At 50.8% G+C, this 23,957-nt stretch carries 18 protein-coding genes and 4 tRNA genes; 16 read left to right on the forward strand and 6 right to left on the reverse strand.

What is annotated here, in order from left to right; genetic code table 11:
• The first annotated feature begins 108 nt into the window (after positions 1–108).
• The gene (gene murB, locus HV127_RS08330; protein ID WP_182235591.1) at positions 109–1,137 is read left to right on the forward strand and encodes a UDP-N-acetylmuramate dehydrogenase; all 1,029 of its coding nucleotides are present in this window, start codon (positions 109–111) and stop codon (positions 1,135–1,137) included.
• A complete protein-coding gene (gene birA / locus HV127_RS08335; RefSeq protein WP_182235592.1) occupies positions 1,134–2,096 on the forward strand; it encodes a bifunctional biotin--[acetyl-CoA-carboxylase] ligase/biotin operon repressor BirA in 963 nt (320 codons plus the stop codon). Before murB ends, birA begins: the two co-directional genes overlap by 4 nt.
• Positions 2,097–2,121: 25 nt before the next feature.
• Here birA and coaA read toward each other — a convergent pair whose 3' ends face one another.
• Positions 2,122–3,072: a type I pantothenate kinase gene (gene coaA, locus HV127_RS08340; protein WP_112217424.1), complete on the reverse strand. Its 951-nt coding sequence runs from the start codon at positions 3,070–3,072 to the stop codon at positions 2,122–2,124.
• 441 nt (positions 3,073–3,513) lie between these two features.
• On the opposite strand from coaA, the gene HV127_RS08345 reads away from it, so the two are divergent.
• From HV127_RS08345 to dcuB, 14 genes are all read left to right on the forward strand, one after another.
• Positions 3,514–3,589 (forward strand) — tRNA-Thr (locus HV127_RS08345).
• 10 nt (positions 3,590–3,599) lie between these two features.
• Positions 3,600–3,684, forward strand: a tRNA-Tyr gene (locus HV127_RS08350).
• A gap of 119 nt (positions 3,685–3,803) precedes the next feature.
• Positions 3,804–3,878: transfer RNA gene (locus HV127_RS08355), tRNA-Gly, on the forward strand.
• Between the two features lie 5 nt (positions 3,879–3,883).
• A tRNA-Thr gene (locus HV127_RS08360) sits at positions 3,884–3,959 on the forward strand.
• Positions 3,960–4,074: 115 nt separating this feature from the next.
• A complete protein-coding gene (gene tuf, locus HV127_RS08365; protein ID WP_182235593.1) occupies positions 4,075–5,259 on the forward strand; it encodes an elongation factor Tu in 1,185 nt (394 codons plus the stop codon).
• Between the two features lie 232 nt (positions 5,260–5,491).
• Positions 5,492–5,875 carry a preprotein translocase subunit SecE gene (secE, locus tag HV127_RS08370; RefSeq protein WP_110277335.1) on the forward strand — a complete coding sequence of 128 codons (384 nt, stop codon included), beginning with the start codon at positions 5,492–5,494 and terminating at the stop codon, positions 5,873–5,875.
• A 1-nt stretch (position 5,876) separates the two neighbouring features.
• Complete coding sequence (gene nusG, locus HV127_RS08375) at positions 5,877–6,422, forward strand: transcription termination/antitermination protein NusG (RefSeq protein ID WP_041143537.1); 546 nt, start codon at positions 5,877–5,879, stop codon at positions 6,420–6,422.
• Between the two features lie 156 nt (positions 6,423–6,578).
• Entirely contained in the window at positions 6,579–7,007 is a 429-nt protein-coding gene (rplK, locus tag HV127_RS08380) for a 50S ribosomal protein L11 (protein ID WP_004097640.1), read from the forward strand.
• 3 nt (positions 7,008–7,010) lie between these two features.
• Complete coding sequence (gene rplA, locus HV127_RS08385) at positions 7,011–7,718, forward strand: 50S ribosomal protein L1 (protein WP_110277336.1); 708 nt, start codon at positions 7,011–7,013, stop codon at positions 7,716–7,718.
• Positions 7,719–8,011: 293 nt separating this feature from the next.
• Positions 8,012–8,509 (forward strand): 50S ribosomal protein L10, encoded by a 498-nt coding sequence (gene rplJ / locus HV127_RS08390; RefSeq protein WP_110277337.1) that lies wholly within the window; start codon positions 8,012–8,014, stop codon positions 8,507–8,509.
• Positions 8,510–8,575: 66 nt separating this feature from the next.
• Entirely contained in the window at positions 8,576–8,941 is a 366-nt protein-coding gene (gene rplL, locus HV127_RS08395; protein ID WP_049842133.1) for a 50S ribosomal protein L7/L12, read from the forward strand.
• A 325-nt stretch (positions 8,942–9,266) separates the two neighbouring features.
• Entirely contained in the window at positions 9,267–13,295 is a 4,029-nt protein-coding gene (gene rpoB / locus HV127_RS08400; RefSeq protein WP_181484082.1) for a DNA-directed RNA polymerase subunit beta, read from the forward strand.
• A gap of 76 nt (positions 13,296–13,371) precedes the next feature.
• On the forward strand, positions 13,372–17,595 hold the full coding sequence (rpoC, locus tag HV127_RS08405) for a DNA-directed RNA polymerase subunit beta' (RefSeq protein WP_112217118.1): 4,224 nt from the start codon (positions 13,372–13,374) through the stop codon (positions 17,593–17,595).
• 453 nt (positions 17,596–18,048) lie between these two features.
• Positions 18,049–19,389 carry an anaerobic C4-dicarboxylate transporter DcuB gene (dcuB, locus tag HV127_RS08410; protein ID WP_182235594.1) on the forward strand — a complete coding sequence of 447 codons (1,341 nt, stop codon included), beginning with the start codon at positions 18,049–18,051 and terminating at the stop codon, positions 19,387–19,389.
• A 43-nt stretch (positions 19,390–19,432) separates the two neighbouring features.
• Here dcuB and HV127_RS08415 read toward each other — a convergent pair whose 3' ends face one another.
• The 5 genes from HV127_RS08415 to thiG all read right to left on the reverse strand — a co-directional run bounded on the left by HV127_RS08415 (position 19,433) and on the right by thiG (position 23,957).
• Positions 19,433–19,750 carry a PTS lactose/cellobiose transporter subunit IIA gene (locus HV127_RS08415; protein ID WP_110277341.1) on the reverse strand — a complete coding sequence of 106 codons (318 nt, stop codon included), beginning with the start codon at positions 19,748–19,750 and terminating at the stop codon, positions 19,433–19,435.
• A 3-nt stretch (positions 19,751–19,753) separates the two neighbouring features.
• Positions 19,754–20,059 carry a PTS sugar transporter subunit IIB gene (locus tag HV127_RS08420; protein WP_110277342.1) on the reverse strand — a complete coding sequence of 102 codons (306 nt, stop codon included), beginning with the start codon at positions 20,057–20,059 and terminating at the stop codon, positions 19,754–19,756.
• Positions 20,060–20,233: 174 nt separating this feature from the next.
• Positions 20,234–21,766, reverse strand: coding sequence for a sensor domain-containing diguanylate cyclase (locus tag HV127_RS08425; RefSeq protein WP_182235595.1), 1,533 nt, complete (start codon positions 21,764–21,766; stop codon positions 20,234–20,236).
• Positions 21,767–22,056: 290 nt separating this feature from the next.
• The gene (thiH, locus tag HV127_RS08430; protein WP_182235596.1) at positions 22,057–23,190 is read right to left on the reverse strand and encodes a 2-iminoacetate synthase ThiH; all 1,134 of its coding nucleotides are present in this window, start codon (positions 23,188–23,190) and stop codon (positions 22,057–22,059) included.
• Positions 23,187–23,957, reverse strand: a complete 771-nt coding sequence (gene thiG, locus HV127_RS08435) for a thiazole synthase (protein ID WP_182235597.1) — start codon at positions 23,955–23,957, stop codon at positions 23,187–23,189. The genes thiH and thiG overlap by 4 nt, the downstream gene beginning before the upstream one ends.

The following is a 23,957-nucleotide window of genomic DNA, read 5'->3' on the forward strand; positions in this document are numbered from 1 at the left end:
CTGGTCGGCCATAGTAGAGAGTTATCGCTAACGTACTACTGACAATCAGGCAAGCCTTCCCCTGCTATATACGGTAAACTAATGCTGATTTTGCATCAGGAAACCACTATGAACCACTCCCTCAAACCCTGGAATACCTTTGGCATAGACTGCTCGGCCAGAGAGCTTGTACGCGTCGAAAACGAACAACAGCTGGTTGCTGTCTGGCAAAAGGCTGTTACAGCAAAACAACCTGTTTTGATCCTGGGAGAAGGAAGCAATATTCTCTTCCTGGAGGATTATTCTGGTACGGTAATTATCAACCGTATCATGGGTATAGAGGTTAGTGAAACACCTGATGCCTGGCATTTGCATGTTGGGGCGGGGGAGAACTGGCATCGGTTGGTGCAATTCGCGTTGAATAATAAAATGCCTGGTTTAGAAAATCTTGCATTAATCCCTGGCTGTGCCGGATCTTCCCCGATTCAAAACATTGGTGCCTATGGAATTGAACTACAGAGCGTTTGTCAGTATGTCGATTGCGTTGAGTTAGCCACTGGTCAGAAGCGGCGCTTTTCCGCCGCTGAGTGCCGCTTTGGTTATCGCGACAGTATTTTCAAGCATGAGTATAAGGACCTCTACGCTATTGTGGCCGTAGGCCTAACTTTGGCAAAAGTATGGCGACCGGTCTTAACTTACGGTGATTTAACCCGCCTTGATCCTGAAAGCGTTACGCCGCATCAGGTTTTTGATTCCGTTTGTCACATGCGAATGACTAAGCTTCCTGATCCAAAAGTGACGGGTAATGCGGGCAGTTTCTTTAAGAATCCAGTGATTAGTGCTGAAAATGCGCAAGGTTTGCTGGAGCAATATCCAGGTATTCCTCACTACCCGCAGCCTGATGGCAGCATAAAGCTGGCAGCAGGATGGCTCATCGATCAATGTCAGCTTAAAGGCAAGGTAATTGGCGGTGCAGCGGTACACAACCAACAGGCATTAGTATTGATTAATTACGATCGGGCAACCAGTGAAGATGTGGTTAAATTAGCCCACTATGTTCGCCAGCAGGTTGGGGATAAGTTCAATATCTGGCTACAACCGGAAGTGCGTTTTATTAGCAAAACAGGTGAAGTCGATGCGGAGGGGATCATTGTATGAAAGATTATACCGTTCCTCTGACGTTGATATCGATACTGGCCGACGCTGAGTTTCACTCAGGTGAGCAACTTGGCGAGCGCTTAGGAATGAGCCGGGCGGCAATCAATAAACATATTCAAACCTTGCGTGACTGGGGAGTTGATGTATTTACCGTCCCAGGTAAAGGCTACAGCTTGCCGGAACCTATACAGCTATTAGACGAAGAACAGATTTCGAAGCAGATTGAACATGGACGGGTAACCGTGCTACCGGTTATTGACTCTACGAATCAGTATTTACTGGATAGGCTTAGTGAACTGCAGTCTGGTGATGCTTGCGTAGCGGAATATCAACAGGCTGGTCGCGGTCGTAGGGGGCGTAAGTGGTTCTCGCCGTTTGGTTCTAACCTCTACCTTTCAATGTACTGGCGTCTTGAGCAGGGGCCCGCTGCTGCCATTGGTTTGAGTTTGGTAATCGGGATTGTGATTGCCGAGGTACTTCAAAGCCTGGGGGCCGATAAAGTACGGGTGAAATGGCCGAATGATCTCTATTTGCAGGATCGGAAACTGTCAGGGATCCTGGTGGAACTGACGGGTAAAACCGGTGACGCTGCACAGATAGTTAGCGGGGCAGGTATCAATCTTATGATGCGTCGTGTTGAGTCTGATGTTGTTAATCAAGGCTGGATCAGCTTACAGGAAGCAGGAATCTCTATCGATAGGAATACTCTGGCCGCGCGGTTGATTAAAGAATTGCGGGCTAGTCTGCAGCTTTTTGAACAGGAAGGTTTGGCACCGTATCTAAAACGCTGGGAAAAGTTAGATAACTTTATTAATCGTCCGGTTAAACTTATTATTGGTGATAAAGAAATCTTTGGTATTTCCCGCGGGATTGATGCTCAAGGTGCCTTATTGCTGGAACAGGATGGAGTAGTAAAACCCTGGATTGGTGGCGAGATATCGTTGCGCAGCGCTGAATGAAAAAAGGGAGCTAACGCTCCCTGTCTTATTTTCGTAATCGAACTTGATTGACGGAATGATTTGCACTTTTAGTCATTATAAGACTAGCTCGCTCACGAGTTGGAAGGATGTTTTCCTTTAAATTCAAAAGGTTAATCTCGTTCCATAACGATGTAGCAATGTTGATAGCTTCATCTTTAGAAAGCTGTGCGTAATTATGGAAATAAGAGTCGGGGTCGGTAAATGCCCCTTCACGAAATTTCAGAAAACGATTGATATACCATGTTTTGAGCAAGTCTTCTGGCGCATCGACATAAATTGAAAAATCAACAAAATCTGAAACAAATACATGATGTGGATCGTGTGGGTAATCCATTCCACTTTGTAAAACATTTAATCCTTCAAGAATTAAAATATCCGGCTGGGTAACTGTTTTATCCCCATCAGGAATAACATCATAAATCAGATGCGAATAGACAGGAGCAGTGGCGTTTGGAATGCCTGATTTCAGGTCGGAAACGAATTTAACTAAGCGATGCATATCGTAAGACTGCGGGAAGCCCTTCTTCTTCATCAGGCCGCGTTCTTTCAATACCGCGTTAGGGTGCAAAAAACCATCGGTAGTGATCAATTCAACATGGCGATGTTCGGGCCAGCGACTGAGTAAAGCTTGCAGCACGCGCGCAGTAGTACTTTTGCCGACAGCCACGCTACCCGCAATACTGATGATATAAGGGATGCGTTGACCATTGGTACCGAGGAATTGTTCCAGTACCGCCTGGCGGCGCAAGTTAGAACTGATATAAAAATTGAGCAAGCGCGACAGTGGCAAATAAATCTCTGCAACTTCTTCAAGGGAAAGATCTTCATTGATGCCTTTTAACCGCGTGATTTCTTCCTCTGCTAGCGTCATCGGAACAGAATCACGAAGTGCAGCCCATTGGTCGCGGTTAAATTGTAGGTACGGTGTCATTAACGTTTGCTCTTTTTGGCTCATAAGCATGTTCTTGCAGTCGCCGAATGAAAGAAAGGCGGGGGTGCTTCACACTAGTTAATCAGGACAATGGGCAGGAGGGTAACACCAGATTGCAAGGAATAATAAGAAAAAAACTCATTGAATGATGCTTTCTAACGGTACCATCACAGAGGCGAATGAGTTGGTGGTGGCATATAAAGTCTTCTACAGGGCTGCCAGTGTTAATTAACTGAGACCACGGGTAGCTCGTAGCGGTAAGGATGTTATATCAAAAGGGGATTTTACATTTTCAGGAATTACCTCTAAGTAACTTTGTGCGATGAATGGTGTATTTTTGTGCTTCGTTGTTTGAATTTACACCGTTTTTTCTCGATTAAGCACAAAATGTGAGCGATAGAACGTTTTATGCAATTTTTTAGTTGCATGAACTCTCAGGTCTCCCTAGAATGCGCGCTACTTGATGCCGACTTAGCTCAGTAGGTAGAGCAACTGACTTGTAATCAGTAGGTCACCAGTTCGATTCCGGTAGTCGGCACCATCAAGTGCCTGGTGGGGTTCCCGAGCGGCCAAAGGGAGCAGACTGTAAATCTGCCGTCATCGACTTCGAAGGTTCGAATCCTTCCCCCACCACCATCTTTCGGCAACGCTTTGCGAAGCCAGGGTTGATTGGTTAAACTAGTCAACTCAAACAGAAAAAGAGATTCATCTCTTTTTTTTGTTATAGAAAGAACTGGGTAGCCGAGTTTCAGGATGCGGGCATCGTATAATGGCTATTACCTCAGCCTTCCAAGCTGATGATGCGGGTTCGATTCCCGCTGCCCGCTCCAGACGTGCTGATATGGCTCAGTTGGTAGAGCGCACCCTTGGTAAGGGTGAGGTCCCCAGTTCGACTCTGGGTATCAGCACCACTTCTTTATCTCTCCTCCCTGTTTCTCTCTATTCTATTGCATTCAACAAGTCGGGCATGTTGCCTGGTTGATGTGGTGATATCACCGATTTATCCGTGTCTTAGAGGGACAATCGATGTCTAAAGAAAAGTTTGAACGTACAAAACCGCACGTTAACGTCGGTACTATCGGCCACGTTGACCATGGTAAAACAACGCTGACCGCTGCAATCACTACCGTACTGGCTAAAACCTACGGCGGTGCTGCTCGCGCATTCGATCAGATCGATAACGCGCCGGAAGAAAAAGCTCGTGGTATCACCATCAACACCTCCCACGTTGAATATGACACCCCGACTCGCCACTACGCACACGTAGACTGCCCGGGCCACGCCGACTATGTTAAAAATATGATCACCGGTGCTGCGCAGATGGATGGCGCGATCCTGGTTGTTGCTGCGACTGACGGCCCGATGCCGCAGACCCGTGAGCACATCCTGCTGGGTCGTCAGGTAGGTGTTCCGTACATCATCGTGTTCCTGAACAAATGCGACATGGTTGATGACGAAGAGCTGCTGGAACTGGTCGAAATGGAAGTTCGTGAACTTCTGTCTCAGTACGATTTCCCGGGCGACGACACTCCGATCGTTCGTGGTTCTGCTCTGAAAGCACTGGAAGGTGACGCTGAGTGGGAAGCGAAAATCATCGAACTGGCTGGCTTCCTGGATTCTTACATCCCGGAACCAGAGCGTGCGATTGACAAGCCGTTCCTGCTGCCTATCGAAGACGTATTCTCCATCTCCGGTCGTGGTACTGTTGTTACCGGCCGTGTAGAGCGTGGTATTGTTAAAGTTGGCGAAGAAGTTGAAATCGTTGGTATCAAAGAGACTGCGAAGTCTACCTGTACCGGCGTTGAAATGTTCCGCAAACTGCTGGACGAAGGCCGTGCTGGTGAGAACGTAGGTGTTCTGCTGCGTGGTATCAAACGTGAAGAAATCGAACGTGGCCAGGTACTGGCTAAGCCGGGCTCAATCAAGCCGCACACCAAGTTCGAATCTGAAGTTTATATTCTGTCCAAAGATGAAGGCGGCCGTCATACTCCGTTCTTCAAAGGCTATCGTCCGCAGTTCTACTTCCGTACAACTGACGTGACTGGCACCATCGAACTGCCGGAAGGCGTAGAGATGGTTATGCCGGGCGACAACATCAAAATGGTTGTTACCCTGATCCACCCGATCGCAATGGACGACGGTCTGCGTTTCGCAATCCGTGAAGGCGGCCGTACCGTTGGCGCGGGCGTTGTTGCTAAAGTTCTCAGCTAATCACTGATAACATTTGACGCAATGCGCAATAAAAGGGCATCATTTGATGCCCTTTTTGCACGCTTTCACACCAGAACCTGGCTCATCAGTGATTTTTTGAGTCATAATCATTGCTGAGACAGGCTCTGAAGAGGGCGTTAAGTCCGAAACGCAACAGAGCATTTCGGTTTGGTCGCCTCGTATTTCATGCGGGGTGAAGATATTTGTCTGAATTCTTGTGACAGGTTGGTTTATGAGTGCGAATACCGAAGCTCAAGGGAGCGGGCGCGGCCTCGAAGCGATGAAGTGGGCGATTGTTGCCGTGCTGCTGATTATGGCTATCGTCGGCAACTTCCTCTATCGTGACATTATGCTGGCAGTGCGTGCGTTGGCCGTAGTGATTCTGATCGCTGCAGCAGGCGGCGTCGCGCTGTTAACGACAAAAGGTAAGGCGACAGTGGCTTTCGCTCGCGAAGCGAGAACTGAAGTCCGCAAGGTTATTTGGCCAACTCGGCAGGAAACGTTGCACACTACGCTGATTGTTGCCGCAGTGACTGCAGTAATGTCACTGATCCTGTGGGGACTGGATGGTATTCTGGTTCGCCTGGTATCCTTTATCACTGGCCTGAGGTTCTGAGATGTCTGAAGCTCCTAAAAAACGTTGGTACGTCGTTCAGGCGTTTTCCGGTTTTGAAGGTCGCGTAGCTACCTCGTTGCGTGAACATATCAAATTACACAATATGGAAGAGTTGTTTGGCGAAGTCATGGTGCCGACGGAAGAAGTGGTCGAGATCCGTGGCGGCCTGCGCCGTAAAAGCGAGCGTAAATTCTTCCCTGGTTATGTACTGGTCCAGATGGTCATGAATGACGCGAGTTGGCACCTGGTACGTAGCGTGCCTCGAGTGATGGGCTTTATCGGCGGCACCTCTGACCGTCCGGCTCCGATCAGTGATAAAGAAGTGGACGCGATCATGAACCGTCTGCAGCAGGTTGGTGATAAGCCGCGGCCGAAAACGCTATTTGAACCGGGTGAGATGGTACGCGTTAGCGATGGTCCGTTCGCAGACTTTAATGGCGTCGTCGAAGAAGTTGACTATGAGAAGTCGCGTCTGAAGGTGTCCGTTTCTATCTTCGGTCGTGCAACTCCGGTTGAACTTGATTTTGCTCAGGTAGAAAAAGCTTAACTGCCGATCAAAAAAACAGCGATTTAATCATTGCCTGAGGCGCGAAATTGACATACAATTTCGCGCCTTTTGTTTTTATGGGTCATATGCCCATAAAGCGATATTTATCACGGGGAGCCTTTTTTAAAGGCGTTACACCCAAACGAGGAAATTTAAATGGCTAAGAAAGTACAAGCCTACGTCAAGCTGCAGGTTGCAGCTGGTATGGCAAACCCGAGTCCGCCGGTTGGTCCAGCACTGGGTCAGCAGGGTGTGAACATCATGGAATTCTGCAAAGCGTTCAACGCTAAAACCGAATCCCTGGAAAAAGGTCTGCCAATCCCGGTTGTTATCACCGTTTACGCTGACCGTTCTTTTACCTTTGTTACTAAGACTCCGCCGGCTGCTGTTCTCCTGAAGAAAGCTGCAGGCATCAAGTCTGGTTCCGGTAAGCCGAACAAAGATAAAGTAGGTAAAATTTCCCGCGCTCAGCTGCAGGAAATCGCGCAGACCAAAGCTGCCGACATGACTGGTTCCGACATTGAAGCGATGACTCGCTCCATTGAAGGTACTGCACGTTCCATGGGCCTGGTAGTGGAGGACTAAGAAATGGCTAAACTGACCAAGCGCATGTCCGTGATCCGTGACAAAGTTGATGCAACTAAACAGTATGACATCAACGAAGCCATTGCCCTGCTGAAAGAGCTGGCGACCGCTAAGTTTGTAGAAAGCGTTGACGTTGCTGTAAACCTCGGCATCGACGCTCGTAAATCTGACCAGAACGTCCGTGGCGCAACTGTACTGCCGCACGGTACAGGTCGTTCCGTTCGCGTAGCCGTATTTGCCCAGGGCCCGAACGCTGAAGCAGCTAAAGCTGCAGGCGCCGAGCTGGTAGGTATGGAAGATCTGGCTGACCAGATCAAAAAAGGCGAAATGAACTTTGACGTTGTTATTGCTTCCCCGGATGCAATGCGCGTTGTTGGCCAGTTGGGCCAGGTTCTGGGTCCACGTGGCCTGATGCCAAACCCGAAAGTTGGTACCGTAACTCCTAACGTTGCTGAAGCAGTTAAGAATGCTAAAGCAGGCCAGGTTCGTTACCGTAACGACAAAAACGGCATCATCCACACTACCATCGGTAAAGTGGATTTTGACGCTGACAAACTGAAAGAAAACCTGGAGTCTCTGCTGGTTGCGCTGAAAAAAGCAAAACCGACTCAGGCAAAAGGCGTGTACATCAAGAAAGTTAGCCTCTCCACCACCATGGGTGCTGGCGTTGCCGTTGATCAGTCTGGTCTGACTGCGACAGTGGCGAACTAATATTCGCCTTTACGTGGGCGTAGGATTTGTCTACAATTCTACCCCCACGTTTGTTAACGAAAGTTAGCAAATAACAGATTTGTTCGTTGGAGCCTGGCCTATCCAGGCCTCCGTCGAAGACCGCAGGTGTTTCGCAAGAAACTTAATGCCCTGCGTAGACGGTGACAGAACGCTAAGATTATTTTTGGATACTCTGGCTTGTTTCTGCTCACCGTATAAAGACGCTCTTTCGTTGGAAAGAGTGAAGTGAGTTCCAGGGCATAAGCTCTGGCAAACATCCAGGAGCAAAGCTAATGGCTTTAAATCTTCAAGACAAACAAGCGATTGTTGCTGAAGTCAGCGAAGTAGCCAAAGGCGCGCTGTCTGCAGTAGTTGCGGATTCCCGTGGCGTTACTGTAGGCAAAATGACTGAACTGCGTAAAGCAGGTCGTGAAGCTGGCGTTTACATGCGTGTTGTTCGTAACACCCTGCTGCGCCGCGTCGTTGAAGGTACTCCGTTCGAGTGCCTGAAAGACACGTTTGTTGGTCCGACCCTGATTGCATACTCTATGGAACACCCGGGCGCAGCTGCTCGTCTGTTCAAAGAGTTCGCGAAAGCGAATGCAAAATTTGAGGTCAAAGCCGCAGCCTTTGAAGGTGAGTTGATCCCGGCATCGCAAATCGATCGCCTGGCAACCCTGCCGACCTACGAAGAAGCAATTGCACGCCTGATGGCAACCATGAAAGAAGCTTCGGCTGGCAAACTGGTTCGCACTCTGGCTGCTGTTCGCGATGCGAAAGAAGCTGCTTAATCGCAGTTGTCTTTGTAAAGCATCTGCTTACGTATAAACTTATTCTGATATTCAGGAACAATTTAAATGTCTATCACTAAAGATCAAATCATTGAAGCAGTATCCGCTATGTCCGTAATGGACGTTGTTGAGCTGATCTCTGCAATGGAAGAAAAATTCGGTGTTTCCGCTGCTGCTGCTGTAGCTGTAGCTGCTGGCCCGGCTGAAGCTGCTGAAGAAAAAACTGAATTCGACGTAATTCTGAAAGGTATCGGCGCTAACAAAGTTGCCGTTATCAAAGCAGTACGTGGCGCAACTGGCCTGGGTCTGAAAGAAGCTAAAGACCTGGTAGAATCTGCTCCGGCCGCTCTGAAAGAAGGCGTGAGCAAAGATGACGCTGAAGCACTGAAAAAATCTCTGGAAGAAGCTGGCGCAGAAGTTGAAGTTAAATAAGCCAACTTTTCCGGTTGCAGCCTGAGTAATCAGGCTGATGGCTGGTGACTTTTTGGTCACCAGCCTTTTTGCGCTGTAAGGCGCCAGTAGCATTTCACACTGTTTGACTACTGGTTGTCCTGACAATGCTTGTTTCTATAGACGACTTAATATACTGCGACAGGTTAGGGCTCCTGAGCTGTGTAAATTGCAATGAAATGGTTTAAGCGTGATAGAAACAGGTATTGCGGAAAGTGTTCCATTTTCCGGTCAACAAAATAGTGTTGCATAAAAAACTGCCTTATGTGGGCAGATGGGTCGACTTGTCAGCGAGCTGAGGAACCCTATGGTTTACTCCTATACCGAGAAAAAACGTATTCGTAAGGATTTTGGTAAACGTCCGCAGGTTCTGGACATACCTTATCTCCTTTCTATCCAGCTTGACTCGTTTCAGAAGTTCATCGAGCAAGATCCTGAAGGACAGTATGGTCTGGAAGCAGCTTTCCGTTCCGTATTTCCGATTAAGAGCTACAGCGGTAATTCTGAGCTGCAATACGTCAGCTACCGTCTGGGCGAACCTGTTTTTGACGTTAAAGAATGTCAGATTCGTGGCGTGACCTATTCGGCACCGCTGCGTGTAAAACTGCGTCTGGTGATCTACGAGCGCGAAGCGCCGGAAGGCACAGTCAAAGACATTAAAGAACAAGAAGTCTACATGGGCGAAATTCCGCTCATGACTGACAACGGCACCTTTGTTATCAACGGTACCGAGCGTGTTATCGTTTCTCAGCTGCACCGTAGCCCAGGCGTCTTCTTTGACTCCGACAAAGGTAAAACCCACTCTTCGGGTAAAGTGCTGTATAACGCGCGTATCATTCCTTACCGTGGTTCCTGGCTGGACTTCGAGTTCGACCCGAAAGACAACCTGTTTGTCCGTATTGACCGCCGTCGTAAGCTGCCAGCAACGATTATTCTGCGTGCGCTGCAGTACACCACTGAGCAGATCCTTGACCTGTTCTTCGACAAAGTGGTCTTTGAAATTCGCGATAACAAGCTGCAAATGGAGCTCATTCCTGAGCGTCTTCGCGGTGAAACAGCTTCTTTTGATATCGAAGCCAACGGCAAGTTGTACGTCGAAAAAGGCCGCCGCATCACTGCGCGCCACATTCGCCAGCTGGAAAAAGACGATATCAAACATATCGAAGTTCCGGTTGAGTACATTGCGGGTAAAGTTGCATCTAAAGACTATGTTGACGCATCTACTGGTGAGCTGATCTGCTCTGCGAACATGGAGCTGAGCCTGGATCTGCTGGCGAAGCTGAGCCAGTCTGGCCATAAGCGCATTGAAACTCTGTTCACCAACGATCTGGACCACGGTGCGTATATGTCTGAGACTATACGCGTCGACCCAACCAACGATCGTCTGAGCGCACTGGTAGAAATCTACCGCATGATGCGCCCTGGTGAACCGCCGACTCGTGAAGCAGCTGAAAATCTGTTCGAGAACCTGTTCTTCTCCGAAGACCGCTATGATCTGTCAGCGGTTGGTCGTATGAAGTTCAACCGCTCTCTGCTGCGTGATGAAATCGAAGGTTCCGGTATCCTGAGCAAAGAAGACATCATCGAAGTGATGAAAAAGCTCATCGATATCCGTAACGGTAAAGGCGAAGTCGATGATATCGACCACCTCGGTAACCGTCGTATCCGTTCCGTAGGCGAAATGGCGGAAAACCAATTCCGCGTTGGCCTGGTGCGTGTTGAGCGTGCGGTGAAAGAGCGTCTGTCTCTGGGCGATCTGGATACCCTGATGCCTCAGGATATGATCAACGCCAAGCCGATTTCTGCCGCGGTTAAAGAGTTCTTCGGTTCCAGCCAGCTTTCCCAGTTTATGGACCAGAACAACCCGTTGTCTGAGATTACGCACAAACGTCGTATCTCCGCACTCGGCCCAGGCGGTTTGACCCGTGAACGCGCAGGCTTTGAAGTTCGAGACGTACACCCGACTCACTACGGTCGCGTATGTCCTATCGAAACGCCTGAAGGTCCGAACATCGGTCTGATCAACTCCCTGTCCGTGTACGCACAGACTAACGAATACGGCTTCCTTGAGACTCCGTACCGTAAAGTAACCGACGGTGTTGTTACCGACGAAATTCATTACCTGTCTGCTATTGAAGAAGGCAACTACGTTATCGCTCAGGCGAACTCCAACCTGGATGACGAAGGCCACTTTGAAGAAGACCTGGTAACTTGTCGTAGCAAAGGCGAATCCAGCTTGTTCAGCCGCGACCAGGTTGACTACATGGACGTTTCCACCCAACAGGTGGTTTCCGTCGGTGCGTCCCTGATCCCGTTCCTGGAACACGATGACGCCAACCGTGCATTGATGGGTGCGAACATGCAACGTCAGGCGGTTCCGACTCTGCGTGCTGATAAGCCGCTGGTTGGTACCGGTATGGAACGTGCTGTTGCCGTTGACTCCGGTGTAACTGCGGTTGCTAAACGTGGCGGTCTGGTTCAGTACGTGGATGCCTCCCGTATCGTTATCAAAGTTAACGAAGACGAGATGTACCCGGGTGAAGCAGGTATCGACATCTATAACCTGACCAAATACACCCGTTCTAACCAGAACACCTGTATTAACCAGATGCCGTGTGTGTCTCTGGGTGAGCCAATCGAGCGCGGCGACGTGCTGGCAGATGGCCCGTCTACCGACCTCGGTGAGCTGGCGCTCGGTCAGAACATGCGCGTGGCATTCATGCCATGGAATGGTTACAACTTCGAAGACTCCATCCTCGTATCCGAGCGTGTTGTTCAGGAAGACCGTTTCACTACCATCCATATTCAGGAACTGGCATGTGTGTCTCGTGACACCAAGCTGGGGCCGGAAGAGATCACTGCTGACATCCCGAACGTGGGTGAGGCTGCGCTCTCCAAACTGGATGAATCCGGTATCGTTTACATTGGTGCAGAAGTTACCGGTGGCGACATTCTGGTTGGTAAGGTCACGCCGAAAGGTGAAACCCAACTGACGCCAGAAGAGAAACTGCTGCGTGCAATCTTCGGTGAGAAAGCGTCTGATGTTAAAGACTCTTCTCTGCGCGTACCAAACGGTGTTTCCGGTACGATTATCGACGTTCAGGTCTTTACCCGCGATGGCGTAGAAAAAGACAAACGTGCGCTGGAAATCGAAGAGATGCAGCTGAAGCAGGCGAAGAAAGACCTGTCTGAAGAATTGCAGATCCTCGAAGCTGGCCTGTTTGGTCGTATCTACGCGGTGCTGGTTTCCGGTGGTGTTGAAGCTGAGAAGCTCGACAAACTGCCGCGTGACCGCTGGCTGGAACTCGGCCTGACCGACGAAGAGAAACAAAATCAGCTGGAACAGCTGGCTGAGCAGTATGACGAACTGAAACACGAGTTCGAGAAGAAACTCGAAGCGAAGCGCCGCAAAATCACTCAAGGCGACGATCTGGCACCAGGCGTGCTGAAGATTGTTAAAGTGTATCTGGCCGTTAAACGTCAGATTCAGCCTGGTGACAAAATGGCAGGTCGTCACGGTAACAAGGGTGTTATCTCTAAGATCAACCCGATCGAAGATATGCCTTACGATGAAAACGGCACGCCGGTAGACATCGTACTGAACCCGCTGGGCGTACCGTCTCGTATGAACATCGGTCAGATTCTGGAAACCCACTTGGGTATGGCTGCGAAAGGTATTGGCGAGAAAATCAACGCCATGCTGAAACAGCAGCAAGAAGTCGCCAAACTGCGCGAATTCATCCAGCGTGCCTACGATCTGGGTACAGACGTTCGTCAGAAGGTCGATCTGAATACCTTCACTGATGAAGAAGTTCTGCGTCTTGCTGAAAACCTGAAAAAAGGTATGCCGATCGCAACGCCAGTATTCGACGGTGCGAAAGAGTCTGAAATCAAGGAACTGTTACAGCTGGGTGGCCTGCCGACTTCTGGTCAGATCACGTTGTTTGACGGTCGTACCGGTGAGCAGTTCGAGCGCCAGGTAACCGTTGGCTACATGTACATGCTGAAACTGAACCACCTGGTTGATGACAAAATGCATGCGCGTTCTACCGGTTCTTACAGCCTGGTTACTCAGCAGCCGCTGGGTGGTAAGGCGCAGTTCGGTGGTCAGCGCTTCGGGGAGATGGAAGTGTGGGCGCTGGAAGCTTATGGCGCGGCATACACCCTGCAGGAAATGCTCACCGTTAAGTCTGATGACGTGAACGGTCGTACCAAGATGTATAAAAACATCGTGGACGGCAACCATCAGATGGAACCGGGCATGCCGGAATCCTTCAACGTACTGTTGAAAGAGATTCGCTCGCTGGGCATCAACATCGAACTGGAAGACGAGTAACTCTCGCTCAAACAGGTCACTGGTGCCGGGATAATTCCCGGCGCCAGATTGTGCTAACTCCGACGGGAGCAAATCCGTGAAAGATTTATTAAAGTTTCTGAAAGCGCAGACTAAAACCGAAGAGTTTGATGCGATCAAAATTGCTCTGGCCTCGCCAGACATGATCCGTTCATGGTCTTTTGGTGAAGTTAAAAAGCCGGAAACCATTAACTACCGTACGTTCAAGCCTGAGCGTGACGGCCTTTTCTGCGCCCGTATCTTTGGGCCGGTAAAAGACTACGAGTGCCTGTGCGGTAAGTACAAGCGCCTGAAACACCGTGGTGTGATCTGTGAGAAGTGCGGCGTTGAAGTGACCCAGACTAAAGTGCGCCGTGAGCGCATGGGCCACATCGAGCTGGCGTCTCCGACTGCGCACATCTGGTTCCTGAAATCGCTGCCGTCCCGTATCGGCCTGCTGCTCGATATGCCGCTGCGCGATATCGAACGCGTACTGTACTTCGAATCTTATGTCGTTATCGAAGGCGGTATGACCAACCTGGAACGTCAACAGATCCTGACTGAAGAGCAGTATCTGGACGCGCTGGAAGAGTTCGGTGACGAATTCGATGCGAAGATGGGTGCGGAAGCAATCCAGGCCCTGCTGAAAAGCATGGATCTGGAGCAAGAGTGTGAAACTCTGCGCGAAGAGCTGAACGAAACCAACTCCGAAACCAAGCGTAAAAAGCTGACCAAGCGTATCAAACTGCTGGAAGCGTTCGTGCAGTCTGGTAACAAACCAGAGTGGATGATCCTGACCGTTCTGCCGGTTCTGCCGCCAGATCTGCGTCCGCTGGTTCCGCTGGATGGTGGTCGTTTCGCAACTTCAGATCTGAACGATCTGTATCGTCGCGTGATTAACCGTAACAACCGTCTGAAACGTCTGCTGGATCTGGCTGCGCCGGATATCATCGTACGTAACGAAAAACGTATGCTGCAGGAAGCGGTCGACGCCCTGCTGGATAACGGTCGTCGCGGTCGTGCGATCACCGGTTCTAACAAACGTCCTCTGAAATCTTTGGCTGATATGATCAAAGGTAAGCAGGGTCGTTTCCGTCAGAACCTGCTTGGTAAGCGTGTTGACTACTCAGGTCGTTCTGTTATCACCGTAGGTCCATACCTGCGTCTGCATCAGTGCGGCCTGCCGAAGAAAATGGCACTGGAGCTGTTCAAACCATTCATTTACGGCAAACTGGAGCTGCGTGGCCTGGCCACCACCATCAAAGCCGCTAAGAAAATGGTTGAGCGTGAAGAAGCTGTCGTTTGGGATATCCTGGACGAAGTGATCCGCGAACATCCGGTACTGCTGAACCGCGCACCAACACTGCACCGTTTGGGTATCCAGGCCTTTGAACCTGTACTGATCGAAGGTAAAGCTATTCAGCTGCACCCGCTGGTTTGTGCGGCATATAACGCCGACTTCGATGGTGACCAGATGGCTGTTCACGTACCGCTGACGCTGGAAGCCCAGCTGGAAGCGCGTGCGTTGATGATGTCTACCAACAACATCCTGTCCCCAGCGAACGGTGAACCTATCATCGTTCCTTCTCAGGACGTTGTATTGGGTCTGTACTACATGACTCGTGACTGTGTTAACGCCAAAGGCGAAGGCATGGTGCTGACTGGCCCGAAAGAAGCCGAGCGTATCTATCGCGCTGGCCTGGCCTCTCTACATGCGCGCGTTAAAGTGCGTATCACCGAGTACGAAAAAGATGAAAGTGGCGAATTCGTCGCGAAAACCAGCTTGAAAGACACGACCGTTGGCCGTGCCATTCTGTGGATGATCGTACCTAAAGGTCTGCCGTTCACCATCGTGAACCAGGCGCTGGGTAAAAAAGCGATCTCTAAGATGCTGAACACCTGTTACCGTATTCTGGGCCTGAAACCAACCGTTATTTTTGCGGACCAGACGATGTACACCGGCTTTGCTTATGCAGCGCGTTCAGGTGCATCCGTTGGTATCGATGACATGGTCATCCCGGAGAAAAAATACGAGATCATCAGCGAAGCGGAAGCTGAAGTTGCTGAGATTCAGGAACAGTTCCAGTCTGGTCTGGTAACTGCGGGCGAACGCTATAACAAAGTTATCGATATCTGGGCTGCGGCGAACGATCGTGTATCTAAAGCGATGATGGATAACCTGCAAACTGAAACCGTGATTAACCGTGACGGCGAAGAAGAGCAGCAGGTTTCCTTCAACAGCATCTACATGATGGCCGACTCCGGTGCGCGTGGTTCTGCTGCACAGATTCGTCAGCTTGCTGGTATGCGTGGTCTGATGGCGAAGCCGGATGGCTCCATCATCGAAACGCCAATCACCGCGAACTTCCGTGAAGGTCTGAACGTACTTCAGTACTTCATCTCCACGCACGGTGCGCGTAAAGGTCTGGCGGATACCGCACTGAAAACAGCGAACTCCGGTTACCTGACTCGTCGTCTGGTTGACGTTGCCCAGGACCTGGTTGTCACTGAAGACGACTGTGGTACCCTGGAAGGCATCACCATGACCCCGGTTATCGAGGGTGGCGATGTTAAAGAGCCTCTGCGCGATCGCGTACTGGGTCGTGTGACTGCTGAAGATGTTCTGAAGCCGGGCACCGCGGACATTCTGGTTCCACGCAATACGCTGCTGCACGAGCACTGGTGTGACCTGCTGGAAGAGAACTCCGTTGACTCCGTCAAAGTGCGTTCCGTTGTATCCTGTGACACCGACTTTGGTGTATGTGCGCACTGCTACGGTCGTGACCTGGCGCGTGGCCACATCATCAACAAAGGTGAGGCCATCGGCGTTATCGCGGCACAGTCCATCGGTGAGCCGGGTACACAGCTGACGATGCGTACGTTCCACATCGGTGGTGCGGCATCTCGTGCGGCTGCTGAATCCAGCATCCAGGTGAAAAACAAAGGTAGCATCCGTCTGAGCAATGCGAAGTCGGTTGTGAACTCTGCCGGTAAGCTGGTAGTGACCTCTCGTAACACCGAGCTGAAGCTGATCGACGAATTCGGTCGTACCAAAGAGAGCTATAAAGTTCCTTACGGTGCGGTGATGGGCAAAGGTGATGGTGAGCAGGTTGCTGGCGGGGAAACCGTAGCGAACTGGGATCCGCATACCATGCCGGTAATCACTGAAGTAAGTGGTTTCATCCGCTTTACTGACATGATTGACGGCCAGACCATTACTCGTCAGACCGACGAGCTGACCGGTCTGTCTTCGCTGGTGGTTCTGGATTCTGCAGAGCGTACAGCGGGTGGTAAAGACCTGCGTCCGGCCCTGAAAATCGTTGATGCTAACGGTAACGACGTTCTGATCCCTGGCACCGATATGTCTGCGCAGTACTTCCTGCCAGGTAAAGCGATCGTCCAGTTGGAAGATGGCATCCAGATCAGTGCGGGTGACGCTTTGGCGCGTATTCCTCAGGAATCCAGCGGTACCAAGGATATCACCGGTGGTCTGCCGCGCGTTGCGGATCTGTTCGAAGCACGTCGTCCGAAAGAGCCAGCAATCCTGGCGGAAATCAGCGGAATCATTTCCTTCGGTAAAGAAACCAAAGGGAAGCGTCGTCTGGTTATCACTCCGTTAGACGGTAGCGATCCGTACGAAGAGATGATTCCGAAATGGCGTCAGCTCAACGTGTTCGAAGGCGAACGTGTAGAACGTGGTGACGTGGTTTCCGACGGTCCGGAAGCACCGCACGACATCCTGCGTCTTCGTGGCGTACACGCGGTAACGCGTTACATCACCAACGAAGTACAGGACGTATATCGTCTGCAAGGCGTTAAGATTAACGATAAACACATTGAAGTTATCGTTCGTCAGATGCTGCGTAAAGCGACCATCGAAAGTGCTGGTAGCTCCGACTTCCTGGAAGGCGAGCAGGTTGAATACTCCCGCGTCAAGATTGCTAACCGCGATCTGGAAGCGAATGGCAAAGTGGCGGCAACTTATTCCCGCGACCTGCTGGGTATCACCAAAGCGTCTCTGGCAACCGAATCGTTCATTTCTGCCGCATCGTTCCAGGAGACCACGCGTGTCCTGACCGAAGCAGCCGTTGCGGGTAAACGCGACGAACTGCGTGGCTTGAAAGAGAACGTCATCGTGGGTCGTCTGATCCCGGCCGGTACTGGTTATGCTTACCACCAGGATCGTATGCGCCGTCGCGCAGCAGGCGAACAGCCAGCTGTACCGCAGGTGAGTGTTGAAGAAGCTTCAGCTAACCTGGCAGAACTGCTGAACGCAGGTCTGGGTGGCTCTGACAACGATTAATCGTTGATTCGCTAAGCGCTTAAAAAGCCAGTCGGGTTTCCTGACTGGCTTTTTTTATTGTCATTTCTGAACATGGACCCTCTTCTCAGAGGGCCGTCATCTAGCGCCTGCCAACCGATCGGCATTCTTCATCACATCCATTTTAATTTACATTTTATTAATGTTAATAACCCAATTGATTATCAATTGAATGTGCATATAAATTATTAATTGCTATTTATTAATTGCGTCATCAATTGATGGGCGGAAATTCTACACGTATCAAAAAATAAGAACCGTAAACTCTATATAGTCAAAAAACTCAAATAATCATGTGATTACTTTCCCTGTTCTTTTCGGTTTACCACAACTGAGGGGATTGCAACGCCTGTCGAAAAGGCGATAGAGGAGGTGAGCAAATAAAAACAAAGCGTGAGCATTGCCGTTATTTAATAGATAGTTTCTGGGGGATGCATGGAATTTGCTATACAGCTCATCATTATCTTAATTTGTCTGTTCTATGGCGCGAAAAAGGGCGGAATTGCGCTCGGTCTTTTAGGCGGCATTGGGCTAGTTATCTTAGTCTTTGTTTTTCATCTTCAGCCGGGAAAACCGCCCGTCGATGTCATGCTGGTGATTATCGCAGTGGTCGCCGCTTCGGCAACATTACAGGCCTCCGGCGGTTTAGATGTCATGTTGCAGATTGCCGAGAAACTCCTGCGGCGCAACCCGAAGTACGTCTCGATCGTCGCGCCATTTGTCACCTGTACGCTGACGATTCTTTGCGGCACTGGTCACGTCGTTTATACGATTCTGCCTATTATATATGACGTTGCCATTAAGAATAATATCCGTCCGGAACGGCCTATGGCGGCAAGTTCTATCGGTGCGCAGATGGGAATTATCGCCAGCCCGGTTTCCGTTGCGGTTGTCTCACTGGTTGCCATGCTTGGTAATTTCACGTTTAACGGTAAGCATCTTGAATTCCTCGATCTCCTGGCTATAACTATCCCGTCCACGCTATTAGGTATTCTGGCTATCGGTATTTTTAGCTGGTTTCGTGGTAAGGACCTGGATAAAGACGAAAAATTTCAGGACTTCATCTCGATACCGGAAAATCGCCATTATGTTTACGGCGATACGGCCACGCTACTGGATAAGAAGCTGCCGACCAGCAACTGGATTGCGATGTGGATTTTTCTCGCATCGATCGCAGTGGTTGCCTTACTCGGTGCCTTTTCCGAACTGCGCCCGGCGTTCGACGGTAAGCCGCTGTCGATGGTTCTGGTGATCCAGATGTTTATGCTGCTCTCCGGAGCGCTCATCATTATCATTACCAAAACTAATCCGGCATCGATTTCCAAAAATGAGGTTTTCCGTTCGGGTATGATCGCCATTGTTGCGGTGTATGGTATCGCGTGGATGGCGGAGACCATGTTCGGCGCGCACATGACCGAAATTAAAGGCGTGCTGGGGGAGATGGTCAAAGAGTATCCGTGGGCCTACGCCATCGTGCTGCTGATGGTGTCGAAGTTTGTTAACTCCCAGGCGGCTGCGCTGGCGGCGATTGTCCCGGTGGCGTTGGCGATTGGTGTCGATCCTGCCTATATTGTGGCTTCTGCGCCTGCCTGCTATGGCTATTATATTCTGCCGACCTACCCAAGCGATCTGGCGGCGATTCAGTTCGACCGTTCAGGTACCACGCATATCGGTCGCTTTGTGATTAACCATAGTTTTATCCTGCCAGGATTAATTGGCGTCAGCGTCTCTTGCGTCTTTGGCTGGGTATTTGCGGCGATGTACGGCTTTCTTTAAGAGGAGACAGGCGCCGATAGCGGCGCCTGTTAAATGGTCGAGGTTATTGTGCGAGCGGAATACGGCGATAGAGTTCAATCATATCGGTCGCCAGATCCTGAATGACCATCGCGTTCATCAGGTGATCCTGCGAGTGAACGGTAATCAGGTTGACCGGAAGCTTACCGGTACCCTCGTCCAGACCGATGAGCTGAGTCTGGATTTTATGTGCATGCTTAACGAATTCGTGGGATTCAGCCATGGCCTGCTCGGCGGCGGCGAAATCACCTTTACGCGCCAGCTGCAGAGCGGTTAAGGCTGAACTACGTGCTGAACCGGCGTTAACCAACAACTCCATAATGATCGTTTCTAAATCTTCCATCTCTTACTCCATCAACTTCAGGGCTTTATCAAGCACGGCATCGCCTTTCATCATGCCGTAATCCATCATATCGATAACGGCGACTTTTTTACCGAACGGATCGGCCTGCGCCTGTAGTTTCGCCTGCTCATACTTCACTTGTGGTCCGAGCAGGATAATATCGGCAGCCGCGAGGTTATCTTTAAACTCGGCGACCGGTACGGCTTTGATGGAGACTTCGATACCTTTCTGTTGCGCAGCCGCCTGCATGCGTTGAACCAGCATGCTGGTGGACATACCCGCAGCACAGCATAAAACGATATTCTTCATAGTTCGTGGCCCTTGTGTTCCTTGATATACCATCTTTATCGCGGGCAAGAGGGCGGAACAACCGCTTTACGATGATTGTGTGTAAGTCATCACAAAATAATGAAACCGGTTTCTTTTTTGTGGCTGAAAATATCAATAAAGCCCAGCGAAGTGGGCTTGTAGAAGCTGATTATCTCAAGTGCGAATGATACGATTCTTTCCCTGCTGTTTGGCTTTGTAAAGTGCCTCATCGACTCCCATTACCAATTGCTCTAGTGGTTCCATATTCCATTCGCCTAAACCCGCGCTGAACGTTACCGTCAATCCCTCTTCACGCCAGGAGCGCTGTGCGACGTTGGCTCGCCAGTTTTCCAACAACATCAGGGCATTATCGATATGCTCAGCGGCAAATATTACCGCAAATTCTTCGCCACCGTAGCGATAGAGTGAAACGTGCAAAGGTTGCAAGACCTGCAGACCCTCACGGGCCACGTTACGCAGGACGATATCGCCATTGAGATGGCCCCAGGTATCATTTATCGATTTAAAGTTATCAATATCAACCAGCGCGAGGGCGAAAGGCTGATGATCGTTCATCAGCGCGGCAATATCGTTGTCGAAGGCCCGGCGGTTTTTGCAGCCAGTTAGCGCGTCGATGGTTGCCTGACGAACGTAGGTCAGTTCGCGCTGCTTATTGCTCTCAATGGCCTTGCTGAGCATGGCCTCAAGGCGCGGCGCACGCTTAACGTCCCCGGTCTTAATTGCATTGATGATGTTCATCAGTACGGTGCGTGACGCATGGCGTAGGTATAGCCCAAACAGAACAATGACAATGGCGGCAAGGGCAAAACCCCAGGACACAATGTTGGTTTCGTGGCGTGTTAAGTTGATTAGCGTCGAATTGGCGACACGGTAGATAATGAACCAGTCAGGATTGGTAAAAGAGTAGTAATAGTACCAGACGTCTTTATCTGCATCATAAAGCTGGCCTTCGCCGCTGGTCATACTGTCCATCAAGGTGCTGCTAACATAGGGTTTAAACAGAGCGCCAGGATCGGGATGAAGAACGACTTTACCATCGCGTTGCACGACAAAAAATTCGCCCTGAACAGGTGCAACCATTTGTCGTAACGCGTAACCCATTGATGTCAGGTCGAGATGAAAAGCGAGGCTCCCTTTGAGTCGCCCTTCTGGAGAGATAATGGGTTTATAGAGAGTAATGGTTGGATGATGCGTGAAATAGTCGTGATAGGGACTGGTATAGAGGCTGACAGTGCTGGCTTCTGCCTGTTTGATAAACCACGGCCGCGATTTGGCATCAAAGGTCCGACTATCTTCGGTTTCAAGCACCTCGGGCACGCGTAGATAGTGCCCGTCTGTATCTGCCAGCGAGATTGAGGAAACTGTCTGCATCATGTTTTGCAACTGCATTAACAGCATTAAACCTTTTTCAGGGTTGATGTTAACGGCATTGTTTAATTCATCATTACGCGCAAAGAAAGTGGCTGCGCGAGCGAGGATAAAATCATTTCCCCGGAGCAGCGTTTCCGTGTAATTCGTCGCCATGTTATGAGTGAAGTTGCGGTTTGTGTGATGATAACCCTCAATAAAATCGTTGCGCTGAGTCTGAGTGACAAACACCGCGATCAGCAAGAAGCTGAGTAAAATACCCGCAAACCCGATCAAAATCGGCGTGGTGAAAGAGAGTTTTCTGTTATGACGAGCCATGAGTCGTAAATCGTTCCAGAAGAGATAAACCGTGGGTTTAGCCAGCATGCCTGCTGAGCGAATCAGATAAAACTCCGTTAATTATAACTCTCGCTTTGTAAGATGGATTTATTTATATGCGATAACAATGTGAGAGTGGAGCAGGGCGAAAATGAGGAAGAGCTATCATTCGCCCTGGACAGCATCCACTGCTGACGAAGACAGGGTAGAGAAACGGAAATCTGACAACAATCTCCCGTTTCTCTTCTTACGAGCATGCACGAAGAACTTTTAAGGAATTACATTCCTCTTCATGACGACCGGGAAGCGCGTCCCAGCCAGCTGTCCCAATCCTTCCAAACTGGCTGAAGCCCACTGGCAACCAGCGCGCTGGCGACCTCTTCGGGACGACGGTCATCGTGAGGCGCAAACTGTTCGAGCTCAGGATGGTTATCGGCATAGCCACCTGGCTGGGTTTTCGAAAATGCACTGACGTTGTTAATGGCCAGTGGAATGACCCGATCGCGAAACCAGGGAGATTCGCGGGTTGAGAGCGAGAGTTCGATTTCCGGAGCCAGCAGACGGAAGGCGCAAATAGTTTGCACCAGTTGACGTTCATCCATGAGCGAGGCCGGTTCGATGCCTCCGGCGCAAGGTCGTAATCGCGGAAAAGAGATGGAGTAGCGGCTGCGCCAGTAGCGCTGCTGGAGCCACAACAGATGCTCCGCCACCATAAAGCAATCCACGCGCCAGCTGTCGGAGAGACCGATTAATGCGCCGAGGCCAATCTTATCAATCCCCGCCTGGCCGAGCCGGTCCGGCGTATCTAAGCGCCAGAAGAAGTCCTGTTTTTTCCCTTTCAGATGGTGCTTCGCATACATGCTTTCATGGTAGGTCTCCTGGTAGACCATTACTCCGTCCAGACCGAGAGTTTTGAGTTCGGCATACTCCTCCATCGCTAGCGGCTGAACTTCCATATGTAGCGAGGCGAACTGGCGGCGAATAGCGGGCAAATGCTGACGAAAATAATCCATACCGACTTTACCCTGATGTTCACCGGTGACCAGCAGCAGATGCTCAAAGCCCATTTCACGGATTGCCGCGCACTCGCGAGCGATCTCATTATCGTCCAGAGTCTTGCGCTTGATGCGGTTGCTCATTGAGAAGCCACAGTAGGAACAGTCGTTGGCGCACAGATTGGAGAGGTACAGCGGGACGTAAAAGCTGACGGTATTACCAAAACGCTGGCGGGTCAGACGCTGTGCACGCTGCGCCAAAGGTTCCAGATAACCCGCGGCGGCAGGCGAGAGGAGGGCCATCATGTCATCGCGGCTGAGCTGTTTTGCTGCCAGTGCGCGTTCGACGTCAGCCAGGGTTTTACTGTTAATACGCAGGCGAATGTCGTCCCAGTCCAGTTGCCGCCAGCGGTCAGTGAAAGTTTTCATGCCAGCGCCTCCAGAAAGCCGGTCAACGGGCTGGTGGCCTGCGCCTGGCTGCTGCGAGCACCGGGCCCGGCCTGTCTCGCCAGCAATCCTGCCTCGATCGCTAAGCGGAACGCGCGGGCCATGGTTACCGGATCGTCGGCAACGGCGATAGCGGTATTGACCAGGACCGCATCAGCGCCCATTTCCAGCGCCTGCGCCGCATGGCTCGGTACGCCAATACCTGCATCAACGACCACCGGTACCGTGGCCTGTTCGATGATAATCTCCAGCATCGCTTTGGTTTCCAGCCCCTGGTTGGAGCCGATAGGCGCGCCGAGCGGCATCACCGCCGCGCAGCCCGCTTCTTCCAGACGCTTGCACAGCACAGGGTCAGCGCCGCAGTAAGGCAGTACCACGAATCCTTCCCGCACCAATATCTCGGCTGCTCTTAGGGTTTCAATTGGGTCAGGGAGAAGCCAGCGGGCATCTGGATGGATTTCCAGCTTCAGCCAGTTTGTGCCCAGCGCTTCCCGCGCCAGACGGGCGGCAAAGACGGCTTCTTCCGCCGTTTTCGCCCCTGAAGTATTGGGGAGCAGGCTCACACCCGCCGCCAGCAGCGGCGCGAGAATAGCGTCATTATGCTGACGCAGGTCGACGCGTTTCATCGCCAGCGTAACCAGTTGGCTACCGGAGGCGCGAATGGCCTCAACCATGACGTCGGGGGCTGCGAATTTCCCGGTGCCGGTGAAAAGACGCGATTCAAAAGTTTTATCTGCGATACGTAACAT

This window comes from Klebsiella sp. RHBSTW-00215 (genome assembly GCF_014103785.1).
Lineage (GTDB): Bacteria > Pseudomonadota > Gammaproteobacteria > Enterobacterales > Enterobacteriaceae > Klebsiella.